This window comes from Cupriavidus sp. 05T313, from assembly GCF_056396665.1.
In genome coordinates this window covers 81789-102116 of sequence record NZ_JBFTLX010000010.1, presented here as the reverse complement: position 1 = coordinate 102116, position 20328 = coordinate 81789, and the positions used below count along the sequence as shown (strand labels likewise).

The 20328-nt window shown below is 66.4% G+C and carries 13 protein-coding genes; 10 read left to right on the top strand and 3 right to left on the bottom strand.

Annotated elements, in window-relative coordinates; genetic code table 11:
• Nucleotides 1–144: 144 nt before the first annotated feature.
• From AC1DKD_RS04200 to AC1DKD_RS04190, 3 genes are all read left to right on the top strand, one after another.
• Nucleotides 145–645 carry a GAF domain-containing protein gene (locus AC1DKD_RS04200; protein ID WP_441626021.1) on the top strand — a complete coding sequence of 167 codons (501 nt, stop codon included), beginning with the start codon at nucleotides 145–147 and terminating at the stop codon, nucleotides 643–645.
• A 320-nt stretch (nucleotides 646–965) separates the two neighbouring features.
• A complete protein-coding gene (locus AC1DKD_RS04195) occupies nucleotides 966–1325 on the top strand; it encodes a DUF2946 family protein (RefSeq protein ID WP_441626019.1) in 360 nt (119 codons plus the stop codon).
• Between the two features lie 90 nt (nucleotides 1326–1415).
• Complete coding sequence (locus AC1DKD_RS04190; protein WP_441626017.1) at nucleotides 1416–3848, top strand: TonB-dependent receptor; 2433 nt, start codon at nucleotides 1416–1418, stop codon at nucleotides 3846–3848.
• Nucleotides 3849–3891: 43 nt separating this feature from the next.
• Here AC1DKD_RS04190 and AC1DKD_RS04185 read toward each other — a convergent pair whose 3' ends face one another.
• The gene (locus tag AC1DKD_RS04185) at nucleotides 3892–4851 is read right to left on the bottom strand and encodes a Bug family tripartite tricarboxylate transporter substrate binding protein (protein ID WP_441626015.1); all 960 of its coding nucleotides are present in this window, start codon (nucleotides 4849–4851) and stop codon (nucleotides 3892–3894) included.
• 59 nt (nucleotides 4852–4910) lie between these two features.
• Nucleotides 4911–5864 (bottom strand): 2-hydroxyacid dehydrogenase, encoded by a 954-nt coding sequence (locus AC1DKD_RS04180; RefSeq protein WP_441626013.1) that lies wholly within the window; start codon nucleotides 5862–5864, stop codon nucleotides 4911–4913.
• Between the two features lie 345 nt (nucleotides 5865–6209).
• On the opposite strand from AC1DKD_RS04180, the gene AC1DKD_RS04175 reads away from it, so the two are divergent.
• The 4 genes from AC1DKD_RS04175 to AC1DKD_RS04160 all read left to right on the top strand — a co-directional run bounded on the left by AC1DKD_RS04175 (nucleotide 6210) and on the right by AC1DKD_RS04160 (nucleotide 16944).
• Complete coding sequence (locus AC1DKD_RS04175; RefSeq protein ID WP_477142969.1) at nucleotides 6210–7403, top strand: M48 family metalloprotease; 1194 nt, start codon at nucleotides 6210–6212, stop codon at nucleotides 7401–7403.
• Nucleotides 7400–12928 carry an AAA domain-containing protein gene (locus tag AC1DKD_RS04170; RefSeq protein ID WP_477142968.1) on the top strand — a complete coding sequence of 1843 codons (5529 nt, stop codon included), beginning with the start codon at nucleotides 7400–7402 and terminating at the stop codon, nucleotides 12926–12928. Before AC1DKD_RS04175 ends, AC1DKD_RS04170 begins: the two co-directional genes overlap by 4 nt.
• 572 nt (nucleotides 12929–13500) lie before the next feature.
• Nucleotides 13501–16266 (top strand): UPF0182 family membrane protein, encoded by a 2766-nt coding sequence (locus AC1DKD_RS04165; RefSeq protein WP_477142967.1) that lies wholly within the window; start codon nucleotides 13501–13503, stop codon nucleotides 16264–16266.
• Between the two features lie 39 nt (nucleotides 16267–16305).
• Nucleotides 16306–16944 carry an MFS transporter gene (locus AC1DKD_RS04160; RefSeq protein ID WP_441626006.1) on the top strand — a complete coding sequence of 213 codons (639 nt, stop codon included), beginning with the start codon at nucleotides 16306–16308 and terminating at the stop codon, nucleotides 16942–16944.
• Between the two features lie 250 nt (nucleotides 16945–17194).
• Here AC1DKD_RS04160 and AC1DKD_RS04155 read toward each other — a convergent pair whose 3' ends face one another.
• Nucleotides 17195–18727, bottom strand: coding sequence for a CYTH and CHAD domain-containing protein (locus AC1DKD_RS04155; protein ID WP_441626004.1), 1533 nt, complete (start codon nucleotides 18725–18727; stop codon nucleotides 17195–17197).
• A 310-nt stretch (nucleotides 18728–19037) separates the two neighbouring features.
• On the opposite strand from AC1DKD_RS04155, the gene AC1DKD_RS04150 reads away from it, so the two are divergent.
• The 3 genes from AC1DKD_RS04150 (at nucleotide 19038) to AC1DKD_RS04140 (ending at nucleotide 20313) form a co-directional block, all read left to right on the top strand.
• Complete coding sequence (locus AC1DKD_RS04150) at nucleotides 19038–19292, top strand: hypothetical protein (RefSeq protein WP_441626002.1); 255 nt, start codon at nucleotides 19038–19040, stop codon at nucleotides 19290–19292.
• An 89-nt stretch (nucleotides 19293–19381) separates the two neighbouring features.
• A complete protein-coding gene (locus AC1DKD_RS04145; protein ID WP_441626000.1) occupies nucleotides 19382–19612 on the top strand; it encodes a hypothetical protein in 231 nt (76 codons plus the stop codon).
• Nucleotides 19613–19875: 263 nt separating this feature from the next.
• Nucleotides 19876–20313, top strand: coding sequence for a MarR family winged helix-turn-helix transcriptional regulator (locus tag AC1DKD_RS04140; protein WP_441625999.1), 438 nt, complete (start codon nucleotides 19876–19878; stop codon nucleotides 20311–20313).
• Nucleotides 20314–20328 lie beyond the last annotated feature (15 nt).

Below are 20328 nucleotides of genomic sequence, written 5' to 3'. Positions count from 1 at the left end.
CTTTCTTGGCAAGACAAGAAAGTAGGTCGCCGCCCCGCAGGGGTGGTGAAACTGCCTTTGACTTTAAGCTTTTGAAGTCAGGCCTTTGACGTTAAACCCTTGACATCAACGTTCAGCGACTGCAACCACCCACCAGACCCAACCATGCACCAACAACCCACCAATCCCACCCCCACCTCCAAACCCGAGCAATACCAGAACCTCATCACCCAAGCACGCTCACTACTGGCAGACGAAACCAACCCCATCGCCAACGCCGCCAACTTCTCCGCCCTGGTATTCCACTCCTTGCAAGACCTCAACTGGGCAGGCTTCTACTTCTACGACGGCACCGAGCTGGTAGTCGGTCCATTCCAGGGCAAACCCGCCTGCGTACGCATCGCCCTCGGCAAAGGCGTCTGCGGCACCGCAGCCCAGACCCGCAGCACGCAAGTCGTCCGCGACGTCCACGCATTCCCCGGCCATATCGCCTGTGACGCCGCCTCCAAATCCGAGATCGTGGTCCCGCTGATCGCCGCCGACGGCACGCTCATCGGCGTGTGGGACGTGGACAGCCCGGTGGCAGGCCGCTTTGACGACGAAGATGCGGCAGGCATGGAGGCACTGTGCAAGGTGTTCATCGAACTCGGCTGGCCTCAGGCATAGCCGCCCCCCCATCACCTGCGGTCAGCCCCGGCGTACACGCATGCCTGAATTGCAAGCGCCTCTTACGCAGAAACGTGGCGAACCGTACACAGCACAGGGAAATGCGCCGCAAGGGGATATAAGCTGACAGGTATGCAAGGACGCCGGCCGCATCCAATGCCTGGTGCTGCACACGCCCATCCGACGGCAGCGGGTGCGGCGCTGCGCCGCACCCCGATCCAGCGGAATCAGGCCCACAGCGCCCTTGCAGGCGGCGGCTCGCCACTATAATCGGCCACCCATTGTCTCCATACAATATGCCCCTCACTCGTCGGCTCATCTTGTGGCTCGCGCTGCTCGGCATGGTGCTGCATGCACCGTGGCCACAGATGGCCCACGGGCAGGTGGACGGGCAGATGGCCGACATGACGATCTGCAGCGCAAGCGGTATGCGCGTTGTCCCGATCGACGAGCAAACGCACTTCCCTGAGGACGCACCCGGCAGCCATCACAGCCTCGACGATGCCCTCTGCTGCCTGGTCTGCGCGGATCTTGGCAACACCAATGCGGTGCCGCACGCGCCGTTCGCCTTTCTCCCCCACCTCACCCCGCTTGGTCTTGCGCGGCCGGCATTGCAGCGCAATGCCTACCAGCCTCCGGGCCTCCTGCGCGCAACGGCCCGGGCGCCACCCCTGGCATGATCGCCTTCGCCTGATCGCCCCCCCGCTCCGCGGGCGCGCGTCCATGCCACGAGCGGGCTATCGGTCCGCTCCAGACTTGCCCGGAACACCATGAATCCAGACCCTCGCGCCGGCATCGCCGGTGGCGCCTTGCCGTCACCGGCATTTGCATTAGCTTTCGTCAGCTGCGGCTGTACCTTGCTGTCGGCTGCCATCCTGGGGGCCGGCAGCGCCCACGCCCAGGACAGCGGCACAACGCCAGCCGTCGCGGCAGGCCAGGGGGCGCCGGGGGAACGGACCCTGCCCGCGGTACAGGTCACCGAAACCCGGTCCTTCGCCGAGAAGAATCAACTGCCGCAAACGACCGAGGGCATCACGGCACAGCAGGCGGCCGAGACCATCAACGTCATGGGCACCGAAGACATGCTCAAGTACCTGCCGGACGTGCTGGTGCGCAAGCGGTTCATCGGCGACACCCAGTCGCCGATGGCCACGCGCACCACCGGCATCAATGCCAGTGCCCGCAGCCTGATCTACGCCGACGGCGTCCTGCTATCCACGCTGATCAATAACAACAACGGCAACGGGTCGCCCCAGTGGTTCATGGTGGCGCCGCAGCAAGTCGATCGCATCGACGTGATGTATGGCCCCTTCTCCGCGGCCTACCCCGGCAACTCGTATGGCGCCGTGACGGAAATCACCACACGGATGCCGAAGGCCTTCGAAGGCAGCCTGGAATTCACGGGCGCCGTGCAGCATTTCGGCAAATACGGCACCAGCGAGAACGAGCCGGCCCAGCAATACAGCGCCACACTGGGCGACCGCGTGGGCAAGCTGTCGTGGTGGTTCAATGCCAGCCACCTCAACAGCTTCAGCCAGCCGCTCAGCATCGGTACGGTCAGCCAGTCGACGACCCGGGCCGGCGCCGGRCTGCCGGTCATCACCGGCGCCATCGCGGACCGCAACCGTACAGGCGGCGCGATCCAGGTGATCGGCGCGGGCAACTTCATCCACACATTGCAGGACAACGCCGCCGTCAAGCTGGCCTATGACTTCACGCCGACGCTGAGCGCGGCCTACACGCTGGGCTACTGGCAGAACAGCTCGAAGGCAAACGCCCAGACCTACCTGAGCACCGCCGCGGGCACGCCCTTCTATGGCGCCCAGAGCGGCAGCGTCAATATCGGCGGGTTCGCGTACAACGCCAACACCATCGCCGGCCAGTTCTCGAGCAACAACATCGAGCAGCAGCACCTGATGCAGAGCCTGAAGGTGGAAACCCATACGAAGGGACTGTTCGACTGGGAAATGACCCTGAGCAATCTCTACTATCTCCGGGACCTGAGCCGCCTTTCCACCGGACTCTACCCAGGCGCGCAGAGCGGCGGCCCCGGCCGCGCCACCGACATGAGCGGGACCGGATGGACCACGGTCGATCTCAAGGGAATCTGGCGGCCGCAGGGCGCCGCGGGGGCGAACATCGTCAGCTTTGGCGCGCACTACGATCAGTTCAAGCTCGCCAGCCCTACGTACACGACGGCGAACTGGACATCGGGCAGCAGCGGCCCGCTGTTCAGCAACTCGCTTGGCAAGACACAGACCAGCGCGCTGTGGCTGCAGGACGTCTGGCGCGTGGCACCGGGCTGGCAGGCCACGCTGGGCGGCCGCTACGAATGGTGGCGCGCGTATGACGGTTTCAATTTCTCGACGGGCAGCAATGGCGTGGGGGTGCCGATCAACCAGCCCGGCGTGGACAAGTCGGCCTTCTCGCCCAAGGCGTCGGTCACCTGGGACGCGACCGAGACATGGTCGGTCACCGGCTCGTTCGGCAAGGCGTATCGGTTCCCCACCGTCGGCGAACTGTATCAATCCATCCAGACCGGCACGACATTTGTCCAGGCGAACCCCTTCCTGCAGCCGGAGCGCGTCATGTCCGGCGAACTGGCCGTCGAGCACCATGCCAACGACGGCAAGATGCGTCTCTCGGTATTCAACGAGTACGTGTCGAACGCCCTGATCTCGCAAACGTCGACGATCCCCGGCTTTGCCACGCCGGTCTCCTTTACGCAGAACGTGGGCAAGACACGTCAGGTCGGCGTGGAGCTGGCAGGCCAGCAGGACAACGTGCTGATCCACGGCCTGTCGTTCTCCGGCAATGTGACCTACGTCGATTCACGCATACTGTCCAACGACAGTTACGTCCCCACCATTCCGGGCGCGACATCGGTCGGCAAGCGGGTCCCCTACGTGCCGACGTGGCGCAGCACCCTGGCGGTAACGTACCAGCCGGACAGCAAATGGGCCTACACCCTGGCGGCGCGCTACAGCAGCCGCGTCTATGCGACGGTCGACAACACGGACATCAACCCCGCCACCTATCAAGGCTTCGAGAGCTTCTTCGTCATGGACGCGCGGGTGCGCTACCAGTTCGACAAGCACTGGAGCGGCGCGCTGGGCGTGGACAACCTCAACAACCGCAAGTATTTCCTGTTCCACCCGTTCCCGCAGCGCACGTTCTACCTGACGGTGAAGTACGCGCTGTAGGCGGTGGCGGCCCTGGCAGTACCGCACCGCATACCGCTGGCTCCTACTCAGGCTGGATGCCAGCCGTCTTGATGATCTTGCCCCAGCGGTCCAGCTCGGCAAGCTGGAATCTGGCGAGTTCCTCGGGCGAAGACACCTTCACCTCCATGCCGTTCTCCGTCACGAAACGGCGGATCGACTCGGTTGCCATGGCTTTGCGCATCAGGTCGTTGAGCCGGTTGATGACCGGCGCCGGCGTGCCCGCTGGCGCGTAGAGCGCGTTCCAGTAACCGGACTCGTAGCCCGCCACGCCCTGCTCCGCGATGGTCGGCACGTTGGGCAGCAGCTGCGAGCGCTGCGGGCTGCTGACGCCGAGCGCGCGCAGCTTGCCGGCCTTGACCTGCGGCAGGCTGGTGGTCAGGTCGACGATCATCACGTCGGTCTGTCCGGCGACAAGGTCAATCACGGCGGGCGGATTGGCCTTGTAGGGGACATACGTGAGTTTGGTCCCGGTCATGTGCTGGAACTGCTCGGTGGCAACCCGCGCCGACGATGAGCCCGAGCCGAACGTCAGCTTGCCCGGCTCCGTCTTCGCCAGCGCGATGAATTCGGATACGTTCTTGGCCTTCACGTTGGGGTTCACGACCATCAGCATGTAGCCCTGGACCACCTGGCCGATCGGTGCGAAGTCCTTGATGGGGTTGTAGGGCAGGTTCTTCACCAGGTGCGGATTGGCGGCCTGCGTCGTGTTGGTGGTCATGAACAGCGTATAGCCGTCAGGGGCCGCGCGCGCGACAAACTGCGCCGCGATGCCGCCGAATGCGCCGGGGCGGCTGTCGACGATGACCGGCTGGCCGGTTTCCATGGTGATCTGGGCGCCCATGGCGCGGGCCAGGCCATCCGTGGTGCTGCCGGGACTGGAGCCGATCACGATGGTGATCGGCTTGGCCGGATAGGATTGCGCGCCGGCCATGCCGCACGCGAGCACGCCCATGGCGATGGCCGCCAGAAATTTGATTTGCATCTTGTCTCCTGTGATCCTGGTTATCGTCTTTTGGGGCTGAGGAAGGCGGCTGCCGGCGCTCAGGTGGTGAGGCTGAACTCCGGCCGTTGCCCGGCCAGCGCCTGGGCAATGCTTGCCAGGACCATCTCGCCCATGGCCGCCCGCGTCTGGTGCGTGGCGCTGGCGCGGTGCGCCTGCAGCGTGACGTTGTCCAGCGCGAACAGGGCTTCGGGCACGTTAGGCTCATCGACGAAAACATCCAGCCCGGCGCCCGCGATCCGGCCGGCTAACAGCGCCGCGACCAGATCGTCTTCCCTGACCAGCCGGCCGCGCGCGACGTTGATCAGGTAGCCATCCTTGCCCAACGCGTCGAGGACCTCGGCATTGACGATGCCCTCTGCCTTGTCCGCGGCGGCGGCAAGAATCAGCGCATCGCTCTGGCGGGCCAGTTGCACGAGGTCGGCCACGAAGGGGTGAGGGACATCCTCCATCGCCCTGAGGTCGGTGTAGGCGATGGGGCAGCCGAACGCCGCCATGCGGGCCGCGATGGCACGGCCCACGCGGCCCATGCCGACAATGCCCACGCGCATGCCGCTGACGCGGCGAGCCAGCGGGATCGCGCTTGGCTGCGGATGCCGGACCCAGTCGCCGGCGCGGATAAACCGATCGCCCGGGCACATGCCCCGGCAAGTGGCGATCAGCAGGCCCACGGCGAGATCGGCGACGTCCTCRGTCAGCGCCCCGAACGTCCCGGTAACCGGCAGGCCGCGCGCGCGCGCGTATTCGAGGTCGACCGCATCGGTGCCGACACCGTTGACCGCCACCACCTCGAGCGCGGGCAGTTGCTCCATCATCGCCCTGGCGATGCCGGTGTGGCCGCCGGTGACGACCGCGCGGATCGAGGCGCCGTGCTCGCGCAGGTAGGCATCCTTGTCGGCTTGCTCGAACAACCGGTGCACGGTGTAGAGCGAATCCAGCTGGTCGTTGATCGCAGGGACCAGGATCGGGTTGAGCTGGAGGATGTTGGCTTTCATATCGGGGTCCTGTCAGGAGGGAACCGCTTTTGAGGGGCGTACTCTCGTTATCAGTCATCCTATGACATGGCAAACCTTCAAGCAAGGGTACACAGCGAATTCCAGGGTTAACACCGGAAAAATCGAACCAGGAACACAGCAACAGCCGCGAACGCATCACCTCATGTTGTATGACAACATAACATGTGAGCAGCAAATCACGACGCCATCCAGGAACCAGGCAAGCCGGTTGGGAAGAGCGCGCGGCAAGGGCATTCATGCCAATGAAGCGGCGGTCCCGGCGAACCGCGCCAGCCATCCCGCCCCCTGTAGAATCAGCCTCCATGCAACCCTGGGATTTCCCGCATGGACTCTCACGCCCCGGATCGCAGCGCGCTGACGCCGCTGGCCTATCACGCAACGGTGGTCGACTACCTGCGCAGCCACGAGCCCGACGTCTGGCGCTGGGCCAGCGCGCGCACGACCCGCGCCGAGCACCTGGAGGCGCTGCGCRTGATGCTGTTGCGCGATACCTATCGCATCGATGCCGAGGCGCATGCCGATGTGCATGCGGCGCTGGCCCAGGCCATGGCGCGGCTGGGCGTCGATGCGCGGGCTACGCTGTACCAGTCCCCCGGGCAGGAGATGAACGCCTCGCTGGTCTATGTGCCCGGCGAGGTCCACATCATCCTGCAGGGGCCGCTGCTGGAGCGACTGTCGGCGGTGGAGCTGCTTGCGGTATTCGGCCATGAGCTGGCCCATTACCTGCTGTGGTCGCGCGACGACGGCCGGTTCCTGGTGGCCGACCGCATCCTCAACGACGCGCTGGCGGCGCCCGGCACCAGCGGCAGCCATCGCGAGACCTACCGGCGCTATGCCTTGCACACCGAGCTGTTTGCCGACCGGGGCGGCGCGGTGGCCGCCGGCGCGGTGGCGCCGGCCGTGTCGACGCTGGTCAAGGTGCAGACGGGCATAGGCAGCGTCGATGCAGCGGCCTACCTGCGCCAGGCCGCCGAGATCGAGTCGCACGAGGCAGGCGCCAGCAACGCGCACAGCCACCCGGAGACCTTTATCCGCGCCCGCGCGCTGGCGCTGTGGTGGGAGGGCGCGGCCGGCCTGGACCAGTGGATCGAGACCCGGCTGCATGGTCCGCTGGCGCTGGAGCGGCTTGACCTGCCGGGGCAACGGCGGCTGCAGGCGCTGACGCGCGGCTTCCTTGCCCATTACCTGGCCGGCACGCCGCTGGCGAGCGAGGCGGTGCTGGCACAGGTGCGCATGCTCTTTCCCGACTGGCGCGACGACGAGCCCGCGGTGGGCCCGGAGGCATTCGCCGCGGAGGTGGCCGGCGATGACGTGCGCGCCTACCTCAATGCGCTGATGATGGACCTGGCCCTGGCCGACCCGGACCAGCAGGAGGCGGCGCTGCTGCGCGCCGGCCGGGTGGCGCAGGCGCTGGGCAGCCTGGACGCGCTGCACGGCAACCTGCGCCGCGATGCCGGCTTCGGCAAGCGCGAGATGGACCGCTACAACCGCCAACTGGYCAAGGAGGCCCAGGCATGAACGACAGCACGATCGCCAACAGCGCGCCGCGTACCCTGCGCGCCTTGATCGAGGCGCAGGCGGGCGCGGCATTGCCCACCGACGACGTACTGGTGCTGATGCTGCCGCTGTTCCAGCAGGTCGCCGCGTTGCACGCGCAGGGCAGGGTCGCCTCGCTCGACGCCGACAGTATCCTGGTGGGCGAGGATGGCGCGCTCGGCCTGCGCCGGCCGGACGGCGAGCTGCCGGTCATGGATATCGGCGCCGTGCACCGGGTGCAGCCGCATCCGGCTTCGGGCCTGAACATCGTCGGCACGTTGCAGCGCGGCCATGCCGACGACGGGCGCCGCGAGGAAACCGACCTGACGCTGCAACTGGATCCCGCGGCGCCGATCGAGCGCCCGGTGTACCTGCCCGGCCCGGCCAGCTGGGAGTTGCTGGTCGGCCACCACGACGAGATCGGCGACATCTTCCTGCTCGGCATGGCGCTGGCCAGCCTGGCCTGCGGCGCGGACCTCGCCGACGAGGACGATCTGCGCGAGTTCGTTGCCTGCCGGCGCAACCTGTTCCTGCTGCACGAGCGGCTGCACCCCATCGTGGCCGCGGTGATCGTGGAGATGACCGAGATCAACCGGCACGACCGCGCCACCGACGTGGCCTCGCTGGCCACGCGGCTGCGCACCTGGCGCGAGCAGCCGCTGGCCCTGGAGGTGGAGCGTGCGCTGGCCGGGGCCAGCGGTGCGGCGCCGCGCCGCACGGCGGTGCTCGCGCATCTGCGCGACCGCCTGTTCGACCTGTCCCGGCGCAACCGCCTGCTGTACTTCCGCCCCACCGCGGCCAGCGTCAACCTGACCGTGGCCAGCGTGCCGCTGATGCTGCAGATCGAAAGCGTGCGGCCGGAGCACATCTGCACTTGGGGCGGCCCGTTCGCCGCCGAGCTGGTGGACGGCAAGCCGGTTTCGCTGCAGCGCTGGCTGCGCTTCGACGACCAGCCCTACCTGCCGGCGGCGCTGGACCGGCTGATCGCCGAAACACGCCGCGACCGTGCCGAGTTCGGCTTCAGCAACCTGCGCCTGGTAGTGGCGTTCCTGCGCTGGCACAACCTCAAGGAAGCACCGGACGAGCGTATCGTGACGCCGCTGCTGTGGCTGCCGGTGGAACTGGTCAAGCGCAAGGGCGTGCGCGACCAGTACGTGATCCAGTGCACCAGCGGCGAGGCCGAGTTCAACCCGGTGCTGCGCCACCACCTGAGCCAGCTGTACGACATCCGCCTGGACGAAACGGTGGACCTGGGCAAGACCTCGCTGGCCGAGATCCATGCCAGTCTCCTGGCGCAGATCCGCGGCTCCGAGCCGTCGGTGGAACTGCGCCTGGTGGACAAGGCCGCGGTGCGGCTGGTGCGGCAAAAGGCGCTGCAGCGCATGCAGCAGTTCCAGCGCCGCAAGCCGGGCGTGGCCGCCGCGCGCGCAAGCGGCGGTGGCTGGCTGCCGCCTTACAGCTATGCGCAGGACGACTACCGCCCGCTGGGGCGGGCGCTGTTCGAGCACTGGGTCCGGCCGAGCGAGCTGCCACAGCGCTTCGAGGCGGGCGCCGCGCCCAGCGCCGGCCCACGCCAGCCGAATATCGCCCAGCCTGCTGCCGGCACCGCCGATGCTGCCGATGCCGGCGACCGCAAGGGCTTTGTGCTGCAGGAATCCGAAGGCCACCGCTATGCCTGGGACCTGGACCTGACCCAGGTGACGCTGGCCAACTTCAACTACAAGAAGATGTCGCTGGTGCGCGACTACGCGCAACTGCTGGACGAACCCGGGCCCAACCCCGCCTTCGACCGCGTGTTCTCGATCGAGCCGCGTGACATCGAGACGCAGGCGCCGGCACCACTGGCGCCGGGCGAGCAGTGGAGCGTGGTGGCGTCCGACGCCACGCAGAACGCCGCCGTCGGCCTGGCGCGCAGCCAGCGCAGCTTCATCATCCAGGGCCCGCCCGGCACCGGCAAGTCGCAGACCATCACCAACCTGATCGCCGACTACGCCGGACGCGGCAAGCGCGTGCTGTTCGTCTGCGAGAAGCGCGCCGCGCTGGACGTGGTGTTCCACCGGCTCAAGCAAAGCGGGCTGGATCCGCTGTGCTGCCTGATCCATGACTCGCAGACCGACAAGAAGGCCTTTATCGCCGATCTGCGCGCCTGCTATGAGCAGTGGATCGCCCAGCCGCACGACGGCGACGCGGCCGCGGCGCGCCGGGCACAGGTGGCCGGGGCCCTGGCGGGGCAGCAGCAGCGTATCGACCGCTTCGAGTCGGCGATGGCGGCCGCGCCCGAGGCGCTGGGCGATAGCGTGCGCGTGCTGCTGCGCCGCGTGGCCGGACTGCCCGCGGCGCCCGAGACCGGCCCGGCCATGCGGGAGCGCTTGCCGGCGCTGGCCAGCTGGGATCGCCAGCGCGAACTCACCCAGCGCGTGCATCGCGCCATGCGCGAGCGCTTCGGCATGGACGCGCTTGCCGCGCACCCGTTCGCCCGGCTGCCGCGGGAGCTACTGGCCGACGAGCGCGCTTTCGGCCGCGCCGAGCAGTTGTGCAGCGATACCGAGGCGCTGTTCGACGCGCTGGACCCGCTGCTGGACAGCACCGCCAGCCTGATCGGCCACGACACCGCGCTGGAACAGGCCCGTGCGATCGCCGCCGATTGCCAATGGCTGCTCGACACCGGCCTGGCCGCGCACCTGGATCTGCTCGATCCGGCATCGCCGGCACAAGGCGCGCTGCGCCAGGTGCGGGCCGAACTTGAAACGCGCGCCCAGGCGCTCACCGCCGCCCAGGCAGCGACGTCCAACTGGCGCGACAAGCTCAGCTCCGGCGACACCGAGTCGGCGCTGGCGCTGGTCCGGCGCCTGGAGCCGTCGCTGGCGCGCTGGCTGCAGCCAGCCTGGTGGCGCCTGCGCGGCGAGCTGAAGCGCCGCTATGACTTCGGCAAGCATGCCGTGCATCCGGGCTTCGGCAAAGTGCTGGAGGCGCTGGCCGCCGAGCACGCGGCCGGCGCCGCGCTGGCCGCGTGCGATGCCGACAGCCGCAAACGCTATGGCGTCGTCGCGATGCAGGACTTCCTGCGCGCGCTGGCCGAACTGGAGCAGCGCGCGCAGTCAGCCAGCGGTCCGCGCGAACTGGTTGCCCATCTGCGCCAGGCTGTCGATCCGGCCGCCACGGCGCGCGCGCAAGCCGGCGCGCGCGAGGCGCTGGACAAGCTGGCCCTGCGCGTGCGCGACGGACTGACCCTGGCCCCGGACGCGCGCCTGGGCGACATTGCCGAGTTGCTGCGCGACCTGCGCGAAGCGCTGGATGACCTGCCCGACCTGCTGCCGCTGCTGCGCGCCGTCCATGCCGCCGATCCGGCCTGCGCCGCCACGCTGCAGTTGCTGGACCACGCACCGGCGCAACTGGAGGCGCTGGTCGCCGACGAGGCGTTGCGCCGCCTGGAGCGCGAGAGCCCGGCGCTGGCGCACTTCAGCGGGGCGGCGCTGGCGCAGGCCGCGCGCGCGGTAGCGCAGGGCCAGCGCGAGCTGCTCGCGCTCAACGCCCAGGTGATACGCGCAACGTTGCACCGGCAGTTTGCCGAGCACGTGCGCCAGTCCTCGCTGTCGGCGACGCAACTGGATGCCGACGGCAAGGCATTCAAGAAGCGCTATGCCACCGGCCGGCGCGAACTGGAACACGAGTTCGGCAAGAGCATGCGCCACCGCTCCATCCGCGACCTCAGCGACGACGAGACCGGGCTGGTCATCAACGACCTGAAGCCGATCTGGCTGATGAGCCCGCTGTCGGTGTCCGACACGCTGCCGCTGTCGCCGGACCTGTTCGACGTGGTGATATTCGACGAGGCCAGCCAGATTCCCACGGAGGAAGCGGTGCCTGYGCTGAGCCGGGCGCGCCAGGTGGTGGTGGTCGGCGACGAGATGCAGCTGCCGCCGACCAGCTTCTTCTCGGCCAGCGGCGCCGAGGGCGACGACGAGATCGTGGTGGAGGAGGAAGGAGAGCGCATCGCCATCAACCTGGACTCGGACAGCCTGCTGAACCAGGCCGCGCGCAACCTGCCCGCCACCCTGCTGGCGTGGCACTACCGCAGCCGCCACGAATCGCTGATCAGCTTCTCCAACGCCGCCTTCTACGACGGCCGCCTAGTGACCATTCCCGACCGTCTGCTGGAGCAGGCCGAGGACGAGGCAGCGCCGCTGCGCTCGGACCAGGAAGACGCCGGCATCGCCGGGGCCGACGCGCTGCTGGCACGGCCGGTCAGCTTCCACCGGCTGGGCGATGGCGTCTACCTCGACCGGCGCAACGCGCCGGAAGCGCGCTATATCGCCCAGACCGTGCGCGAGATGCTGCGCCGCGAGACCGGGCTGAGCCTGGGCATTGTCGCCTTCTCGGAGGCGCAGCAAACCGCCATCGAGTCCGCGCTGGAGGCGCTGGCCAGCGAGGACGCGGACTTTGCCATGCGCCTGGAGCGCGAGTACGTGCGCGAGGACGACGACCAGTTCAACGGCCTGTTCGTCAAGAACCTGGAGAACGTCCAGGGCGACGAGCGCGACGTGATCATCCTGAGCATCTGCTACGCGCCTGGCCCCGACGGCAAGATGCTGATGAACTTCGGCCCGATCAACCAGCGCGGCGGCGAGAAGCGCCTCAACGTGATTTTCAGCCGCGCGCGCCACCGCATGGCGGTGGTGTCGACGATCCAGGCGGAAGCCATCACCAATGTGCACAACGATGGCGCTGCCGCGCTGCGCGCTTTCCTGCAGTTCGCGCAAGCCAGCGCGCGCGGCCAGTTCGAACGCGCGCAGGCGGTGCTCGGCGCCCTGAACCTGGGCGCGCGCGATGCCTTCACGCGCCAGGCCGCGTCCGACAGCATCCGCGACGCGATGGCCGAGGCGCTGCGCTCGCGCGGCCACCAGGTGCACGTCAATGTCGGCCGCTCCCAGTTCCGCTGCGACCTGGCCATCGCCGATCCGTCCGCGCAGGGCTATGCGCTGGCGATCCTGCTCGATGCGCCGGCCGAGGCCGTGGCGGACACCGCCGAGCGCTACGTGTTCCGTCCCGGCATCCTGCGCAGCTTCGGCTGGCGGGTGCTCGACATTCCCGGCAAGGACTGGCTGCACGATGCCGGCGCGGTACTGGCCCGCATCGAAGCCATGCTGGCCGACGGCGAGGACCGCGCGCTGGATGCGGAAGTCGAGCCGCTGGCGCCGGTGGTGACACCACCAGCGCAACCGCTGGCGCCGGCTTCGGATTCAGGTTCGGCCAACGACGCCAGCACCGGCACCTCCGCAAGCGGCGCCAGGCAAGCGGAACTGGTGCGGGCGCTGCGCTTCGAGCAGGGCAGTTCGCGCAAGTTCTGGCGCGCCAGCCTTAGCGGCACCGAGCTGAGCGTCAGCTACGGCCGCATCGGCAGCAGCGGGCAGGTCAATCTCAAGCAGTTCGACACTGCCGAGCGGGCCCGTCGCGAGATGGACAAGCTGGTGGCGGAGAAGCTGCGCAAAGGCTACGTAGAGGAGTAGGAGGGACGGCTGCGGGGGGCCCCGCCCCCTCATTCACAAGGCGTACAACAGGCCAAGCACGAGCAGGCATCCGGCAAGCTTCAGGTAATAGCTGCCGCCGTGGCGGGGTTCGCTTGTGCGCGGTGCTTTGGTGAAGTGCGGCGTCATATTGCTTACCAGGTAGGTTGGCCAGGGGAAGCACAGGCAATGCGCGCTTCGGGCCCGCGAGCACTCAAGCTCCGCGGCGCCACCGAATTGCCGGGCCTTACAAGGTTAGGAACTGGCCCGTGCAAATGGCGTAAAGAGGTATTGCCCTGCCATAGAGCTTTCGTAAATCCCGTCTTCACCGCGGTGCCGCTTCATGTACTTGGGCGGGGGCGGTATCGGACGCGCCCCGGCAAGCGTGCTGCGCGGTGATTCCCCACCTACAATTGATTATCCGGGGCGATCCGGCGCGGACCTTTGCTTTGTTGGGAGCCGGCTATCGCGGTCGCCCCGCCAACCCGTTCGGCCAGGTTTCGGGCAGACCGGCAGCGTACCTAGGTCCGGTCACAGCAGGCCATGGATGACGTTCCGGCAAAGGAGCACGATCGATGCGATCGCCAGGCGGATCCGGCACGCGGCTGAGAGGCATTGCCGCCAGGATCGTGGCGGTCGTCGCCGTGCTGATCGTCGTCAGCCGCGTCACCGGCATGCTGGTTGACTGGCTGTGGTTTTCCTCCGTCGGCTACGCGGACGTCTTCTGGACGATCCTCTTTACCCAGGCGCTTCTTTTCGCCGCCGTCTTCGTGGCTTCGGCGGGCGCGATATGGGCGTCGGGATGGCTGGCGCACCGCTACGCGAGCCCTGGCGCCTGGAAGCTGGAGTCGGCATCTCCGCCCGGGATGCCGGAGGTCCTGAGCGAACTGGTCGGCGACGTCGCGCCCCACGTCCACTGGCGCACCGCCATCGCCGGGGCCGCCGTCCTCGTGGGCCTGTTCCTCGCCGTCAGCGAAGCCTCGGACTGGGACATCGCGCTGCGCTATGTCAATCAGGTGCCCTTTGGCAAAGGCGATCCGATCTTTGGCAAGGACATCGGCTTCTACCTCTTCTCGCTGCCCGCCTATATCGCGCTCAGGAACTGGCTGCTATTGCTGCTCGGCTGCAGCGCGGTCGTCGCCGCGGTGGTGTACGGACTGCGCGGCGACATCGCATTCCTGCAGTCGCCGCGCGGGCTTGCGCCAGCAGCCGCCACCCACGGCTCTGTGCTGCTGGGACTGTTCTTCCTGCTGCAGGCCTGGTCTTACTGGCTCGACCGCTTCCTGCTGCTCTACGGCGACAACGGCGTCGTGGTGGGCGCCGGCTATACCGATGTCCATGTCGGGCTGCCGGTCCTGTGGCCGCTGATCGGCCTGGCCACCGCTGCCGCGGTCGCCTCATTGGCCAATATACGCTGGCGGAGCTATCGGATTCCCGCGGCGTCGGCGCTGATCGTGTTCGGCGGCGCATTCGTATTCGCCGTGGCCTACCCGGCGCTGTTCCAGCGCTTCTATGTCAAGCCGAACGAGCTACAGCTGGAAACGCCCTATATCCAGCACAATATTGCGCTGACGCGGGAGGCCTATGGCCTGGCGCAGATCGCGGTAAAGCCGTTTCCGGCCCAACAGAACCTGAATCTCGCCACGCTCCAGGCCAATCGCCCGACCATCGACAACATCCGCCTGTGGGACTTGCAGCCGTTGCGGGATACCTATGCGCAGTTGCAGGAGATCAGGACCTATTACAAATTCCTGGCGACGGACATCGACCGCTACCGGTTTGCCGCCGGCTATCAGCAAGTCATGCTTTCGGCGCGGGAACTGGAGCCGTCGCTGCTGCCGGCAAATGCCCAGACCTGGGTCAACCTGCATCTGCTGTTCACCCACGGCAACGGCGTCGTGATGTCGCCGGTCACGGAGAAATCCGCGGAGGGCTTGCCCTCCCTTTACCTGAAGGATATTCCGCCCGTCTCCAACGGCGGCCCCGCCATCCGCGAGCCGCGCCTGTACTTCGGCGAAGGCGGCAAGGGCTACGTTATCGTCAACGGCAACGCGCCAGAGTTCGACTATCCCAAGGGCGACGAGAACGTCTATACAAACTACAGCGGGCGCGACGGCATCGGCATCGGCAGCCTGGCGCTGCAGGCCCTCTTCGCCTGGCAGTTCGACGATCCCAACATCCTGGTGACCGGCTACATCACACCCTCAAGCCGGATCCTGCTCCATCGCAACATCCAGGACCGGGTACGCACGATCGCCCCGTTCCTCGGCCTCGACCATGACCCCTACATCGTCGCAAGCGGCGGGCGGCTTTACTGGATCCAGGATGCCTATACCACCAGCCGCTGGTTCCCGTACTCCCAGCCGGCCAGCGAAGACGGCGACAACTACATACGCAATGCGGTCAAGGTAGTGATCGATGCGTACAACGGGACTGTCGACTTCTATGTCAGCGATCCCGCCGATCCCATCGTGCGGACGTACCAGCGCATTTTCCCGGGCCTGTTCAAGGCACTGGGCACGATGCCGCAGGACCTGCAGCAACATATCCGCTATCCCGAGGACCTGTTCCTGATCCAGGCGCAGATCTACCGTGCCTACCACATGGAAGCGCCGGAAGTCTTTTACAACCGGGAGGATCTCTGGCAGTTCCCCCGCAAGCTGGCCGACATTGACGCCGGGACCGGGGCCGGGACTRGCGCCGGCGCGCCGATGTCGCCCTACTACATGATTGTTCGGCTCCCGGCGGAGCCGCGCGCCGAGTTCGTTCTGATGCTGCCGATGGTGCCCAGCCGGCGCGAGAACATGATTGCGTGGCTGGCGGCACGCTGCGATCCTCCCGACTACGGCAAGCTCGTCGTCTACGCGTTTCCCAAGGACAAGCTGATCTACGGGCCGTTCCAGATCGAAGCGCGCATCCAGCAGAACACCGAGATCTCCCAGCAGATTTCCCTGTGGAACCAGATGGGTTCGCGCGTCATCCGCGGCCATCTCCAGGTCGTGCCCATCGAGAACGCGATACTCTACGTCTCCCCGCTCTACCTGCGCGCGGAGTCCGGGCAATTGCCCGAGCTGAAGCGGGTGATCGCCGCCTACGGCGACCATGTGGTCATGGAGGAGACCTTGGGCGCCGCACTGGCGGCGCTCTTCAAGGAAGCCGCCCCCGCGGCGGCGCAGCGCCAGGGCACGTCGGACAGCCGCGCCCGCGAGGCACTTGCCCACTATGACCGCGCCATGGAGCGGTTGAAAGCGGGCGACTGGACCGGTTTTGGCGCGGAACTCGATGCCCTCCGGCCACTGCTCGAAGCGCTCGGCGCCGGGCGTTCCAATGAACAAAAATGACGGCCGGCTATGCCACTGGCAACTGGTGACTGGTAACTAATGGCATCCGAGGATGAGGCCCATATCCAGGTAGGCCAGCTGGGCACTGAAATGGCCAGCGGCGGCATGAACAGCGCGCTGCGCGACGCCGCCCGCTTTGCCGAAGTGATACGCAAGGCCACCTCGGGAGACCACCCGGATACCATCGCTGGCAAAGCGGTTCGGATCGAACCATCGCAGGACCATCGAATCGCCGGAGACGTTCGCCAGTGCGGTCCAGGCCGTCTATGCGGCGATCCCCCGCCAGGCACTGCGCGGATATCGGCACCGGCGCTGATCGCGCTGGCCTGCGCGGCGGGCATCCTGCGCTGGTCGATGATCGGCCTGGCCGAAACGGCCAGCGTAGCCATGCTTGCGCAATTGCTGCAAGGCGCCACGCTCGGCTTCACCCAGCTTGGCGCAGCGCAATACATCCGCACCCGCGTACCGGAGCAAGTCATCTCCAGCGGCACCGGGCTTTACGCAGCCTGCGCTGGCCTGCTGACAGCCAGCTGTGTACTGCTGGGCAGCTTCCTCTTCGCCAGCGTCGGCGGACGCGCCTTCCTGCTGACTTCGGCCATGTGCGGCGCCGGCCTGGCGGCGGCGCTTGCCTTGCAAGCGCATGAGGCACGGCAGGCAAGCGGCCTGGATGCAGGATGAGTCAACGGGCCGGGCGGACATCGAACGGGAAAGCCGCCGGGTAGTCTGCGCTCCGTCCTTGCGGGTGAAGCGCCGCTTCCCGTCGTCGCGCATGGCGGCATGCGGATCGCCGGCGGGGTAGCTCACCGCGTCGCCCGGCGTGCGGTCCTTCAGATCAAAAGGCAAGYAATCACGATCTGTGCGGATTTCAAGGTGGTGCGCCATGCCACCCGCCGCCAAACCGGCAACCATGCCCGGGAGAAGATGCGCCTTACTGTGGCCGTTCCGTGCGGCGGAACCGCTTCCAGAGCCGTCGCTGATTTTCCCGATCAGCGACGAGGCGTGCCGACAGGAATCCTCTGGCATAGATTGCGCCGCCTGAGACACTTTCGTTGGCCTGCTGAAGACAACCGAGGAGGTGGCCAGCCACGGCCATGTCATTGCCCCAGCCAAGGTCATCCTGCAGCCTGGCGAGCACGCCGCGAAAATTGTCCAGCGACTTCCGCCGGAACAGCGACGCGAAAAATTCGGCTGCATAGCGCAGCTTCTTTGCGGCAATACGAGCGCGATGCCGCCGTGGCGCGTCGAGCTTGTGCAGCCCTCGCCCGCGACGGACAAGCTTGCGATGGCGCGCGCGCAGCACATCGCGAGCCAGCTCGCTTGCCGGCATGGCCAGCAGCATTTGCTTTGACGGTTCCGCATCCCCCTGCCAGGACGCAACCGCCATCCAGTGTCCCAGCGCGAGAACCAGCCGCGCATAGCGCGCGGAACGAACCGCTTCGGCGGCATCATGCCGTCGAGCACTCGCAATCTCCGCGGCGGCCTCGCTGACACGCCGAAGACCAGGGAGGTCCTCCTCCCCCGCCGAAACCTGAGGCAGCGTCGAATGGGCAAGCACCTCCCAGTCCCTGGACTTGCCCAACTCGCCTGCAATCCATTTGATTTCGTCCTGCAGCTCGGCGGGCAGCGTGACCACGCCGGAGAACATATCGAGCGCAGAGCGAAAACGGCGTAGCCCGACGCGCATCTGATGTACGCCCTCCGGCGACTGCGCGCTCGCGACTACAGCTTCGTTGGCGTGGACTTGCGCAAGGCAGTTCCGCGCGATCTCCCGGAAAGCATCCCCCACGGAGCCCTGCCGCTCCAGCACGAGCGGCTTCGCACGCACGGCTTTCGGCTTCTCGCAGACAAGCAGGCCGTAGCCGCGATCGCCTTTGCTCGCCAGGCTAAGGCGCACCGGCACCGTGTCGGCCAGATTCAGCGCCAGTGCATAGAGGTGGTCCGCCTTGCCACGCTTGAGTTCCAGCTCCAGTTCGGAAAATGACTGGCTTGATTCGCCGGCAACCACGGTACAGGTATCGATCGCGAGCTCGACTTCATCTCCCTCGGGAAGCCCTAGCAGCCACACAGTGCGACAAACGTCCGTACAGAACGCCGGTGCCAGTTGCTCCTGTAGCTGGTGCGTCTTCATCACCGGTGAGAGTGGCGATGTCTCAGGCACGATCGCCAGCAATGCAGCGATATCGGGCGCGTTACCGGCAACCGGCGTTTCGTACTCTTCTCGCTCGAACAGGCCCGCACGGCGTGCGCCCGCTGACTTCAAGGTCTGCACATAGTGACCGGCCGCCTGACGAACCCGGAGCGATGCGGCCTGCCGCCAGAGCAGCAGATCCGGTGTGTCGAAATAGTCGCTACGCAACGCTTCCTCGCGCGGCGGTTCCACCTGCAATGTCGGGAGCAGGGGAAGGTCGCGCAGCACGTGAGACTGTTCCTGCGCAAGCTCGAACTTCAGTGCCCTCTCCATGGCATGTCTCCCCGCCTGAACCACGAACGTGCGTTTGAAAGGTGCTACGGGATTTTCCRGCGGGCGGGCCGCCACCCATGCCGCGCAAGCGGTCTCCGGGAAATTCCCTGAGGAACGCTAGCCTGCGAATTGATATCCTAAGGTTAGACCCTCGTTAATGCCTGGAGGGTCGCACATTGCGTCGGGAAGACATCCGTTCGCCCGCGTATGCACATCCAGCCAACACGGCGGGTGGAGCCGCAAGAAAGTTGAGCCGGAGTTCGCCACTGCGCGCTGGCGGACTCCGTGCACACCATAACAGCGAGAGTGCATGGAAAGTAACAAGCGCGCCGGCTATTACGAATTTAAGGCCTACACCGAGCCACTTACGAATGGAAAGCACCAGGGATTCGTTCTTGTCCGCCATCACACACTTGCCGGGACACTGCAGACGGTGTTTCGCGCGGGACGGCCTTCCATGGAAGAAACCGAGGCCTTTGCCATGGCCGAGACGCGGGTCGCCGATCTCATTGAACTGATCGGCAGCGGTCGGCTGCCCCCGTCTTCGCGGGCGCATCCCGGCTAGCTGCCTTGGGACGAACGCCGTGGAAGTGGTCGCTACGCCAGTTGAAATTCGAGCCCCCATTTACAGCAGCACTGAGAGCCCCGGAACCTATGTCCAAGACCATCAAGAAGCAGTACCTGAAGGCGCTCAACCGACGCCTGAAGAAGGAATCGGCAGGCCGGTTCGACACGGTGTTTGTCTTCTATCCAGTGGGCTCAAAGCCGAAAAAGGCGACCGGCGTGACAGCAAGCGCGCCCGCCGATGAGCAGGTCCTCGCAGTCATGGACGCGGTCCAGGCTCGCGTATTCGCCAGGTTCGAGGATTCGGCAAAGCGCGGATAGGCAGATATTCCGGCGACGGCAGGCCGCGTCGACGCCATGACGCAAATGCAACCCGGGCCGTAGACTAGTTCCCTTTTTGCTTATCCCACGGCCTCTTCTCCCGCGCGATGAGGTTCCGGGCTTCATGCTGCTGAAAGCTCACCATACAAATCGGCGGCTTGGACGAGCTCAACCGTCGCGCAGCGCTGCAGGCCAAAAATCCATCTTGCATATATCTGACTTATCAACTACTGTTTCGTCAATAACATCGATGAGGTCTCACCGTGGATCATTACTCGAAGGAGAACTATCAGCTCATGCAGAGCGTAGGGTTCTTTCTCAACCGTGCCCGCGACGGCCTCCTGATCGAAATGGATGCGGCTCTGAGAGACCTGGACATCACTGCCCAGCATATGGGGATTCTGCTCCTCCTGACGCGTGGCGAGGCCCACACGCCGTTCGAGATGAGCAAGCTGCTCTGCATCGACAGCGGCCTGATGACCCGCATGCTGGACAAACTGGAAAGCAAGGGCCTGCTGGCGCGCAGCCGTAGCGTCGACGATCGCAGGATGGTCAACCTGACGCTGACGGAGAAGGGCATGGCCGTCGCAGAGCGCATTCCGGAAGTGGCGCCGAAGGTGCTCAATGCCCGACTGAAGATGTTCAGCCCGGAGGAATTCACTGAATTTCGCCGGCTCCTTGCCAAATTTGCGAATATTTGATCGCTTTTTTTTGCT

Coding starts and splice junctions, on each gene's coding strand:
- AC1DKD_RS04200 (WP_441626021.1), top strand. CDS start 145: ATGCACCAACAACCCACCAATCCCACCCCCACCTCCAAACCCGAGCAA.
- AC1DKD_RS04185 (WP_441626015.1), bottom strand. CDS start 4,851: ATGCAAATCAAATTTCTGGCGGCCATCGCCATGGGCGTGCTCGCGTGC.
- AC1DKD_RS04160 (WP_441626006.1), top strand. CDS start 16,306: ATGGCATCCGAGGATGAGGCCCATATCCAGGTAGGCCAGCTGGGCACT.
- AC1DKD_RS04155 (WP_441626004.1), bottom strand. CDS start 18,727: ATGGAGAGGGCACTGAAGTTCGAGCTTGCGCAGGAACAGTCTCACGTG.
- AC1DKD_RS04150 (WP_441626002.1), top strand. CDS start 19,038: ATGGAAAGTAACAAGCGCGCCGGCTATTACGAATTTAAGGCCTACACC.
- AC1DKD_RS04145 (WP_441626000.1), top strand. CDS start 19,382: ATGTCCAAGACCATCAAGAAGCAGTACCTGAAGGCGCTCAACCGACGC.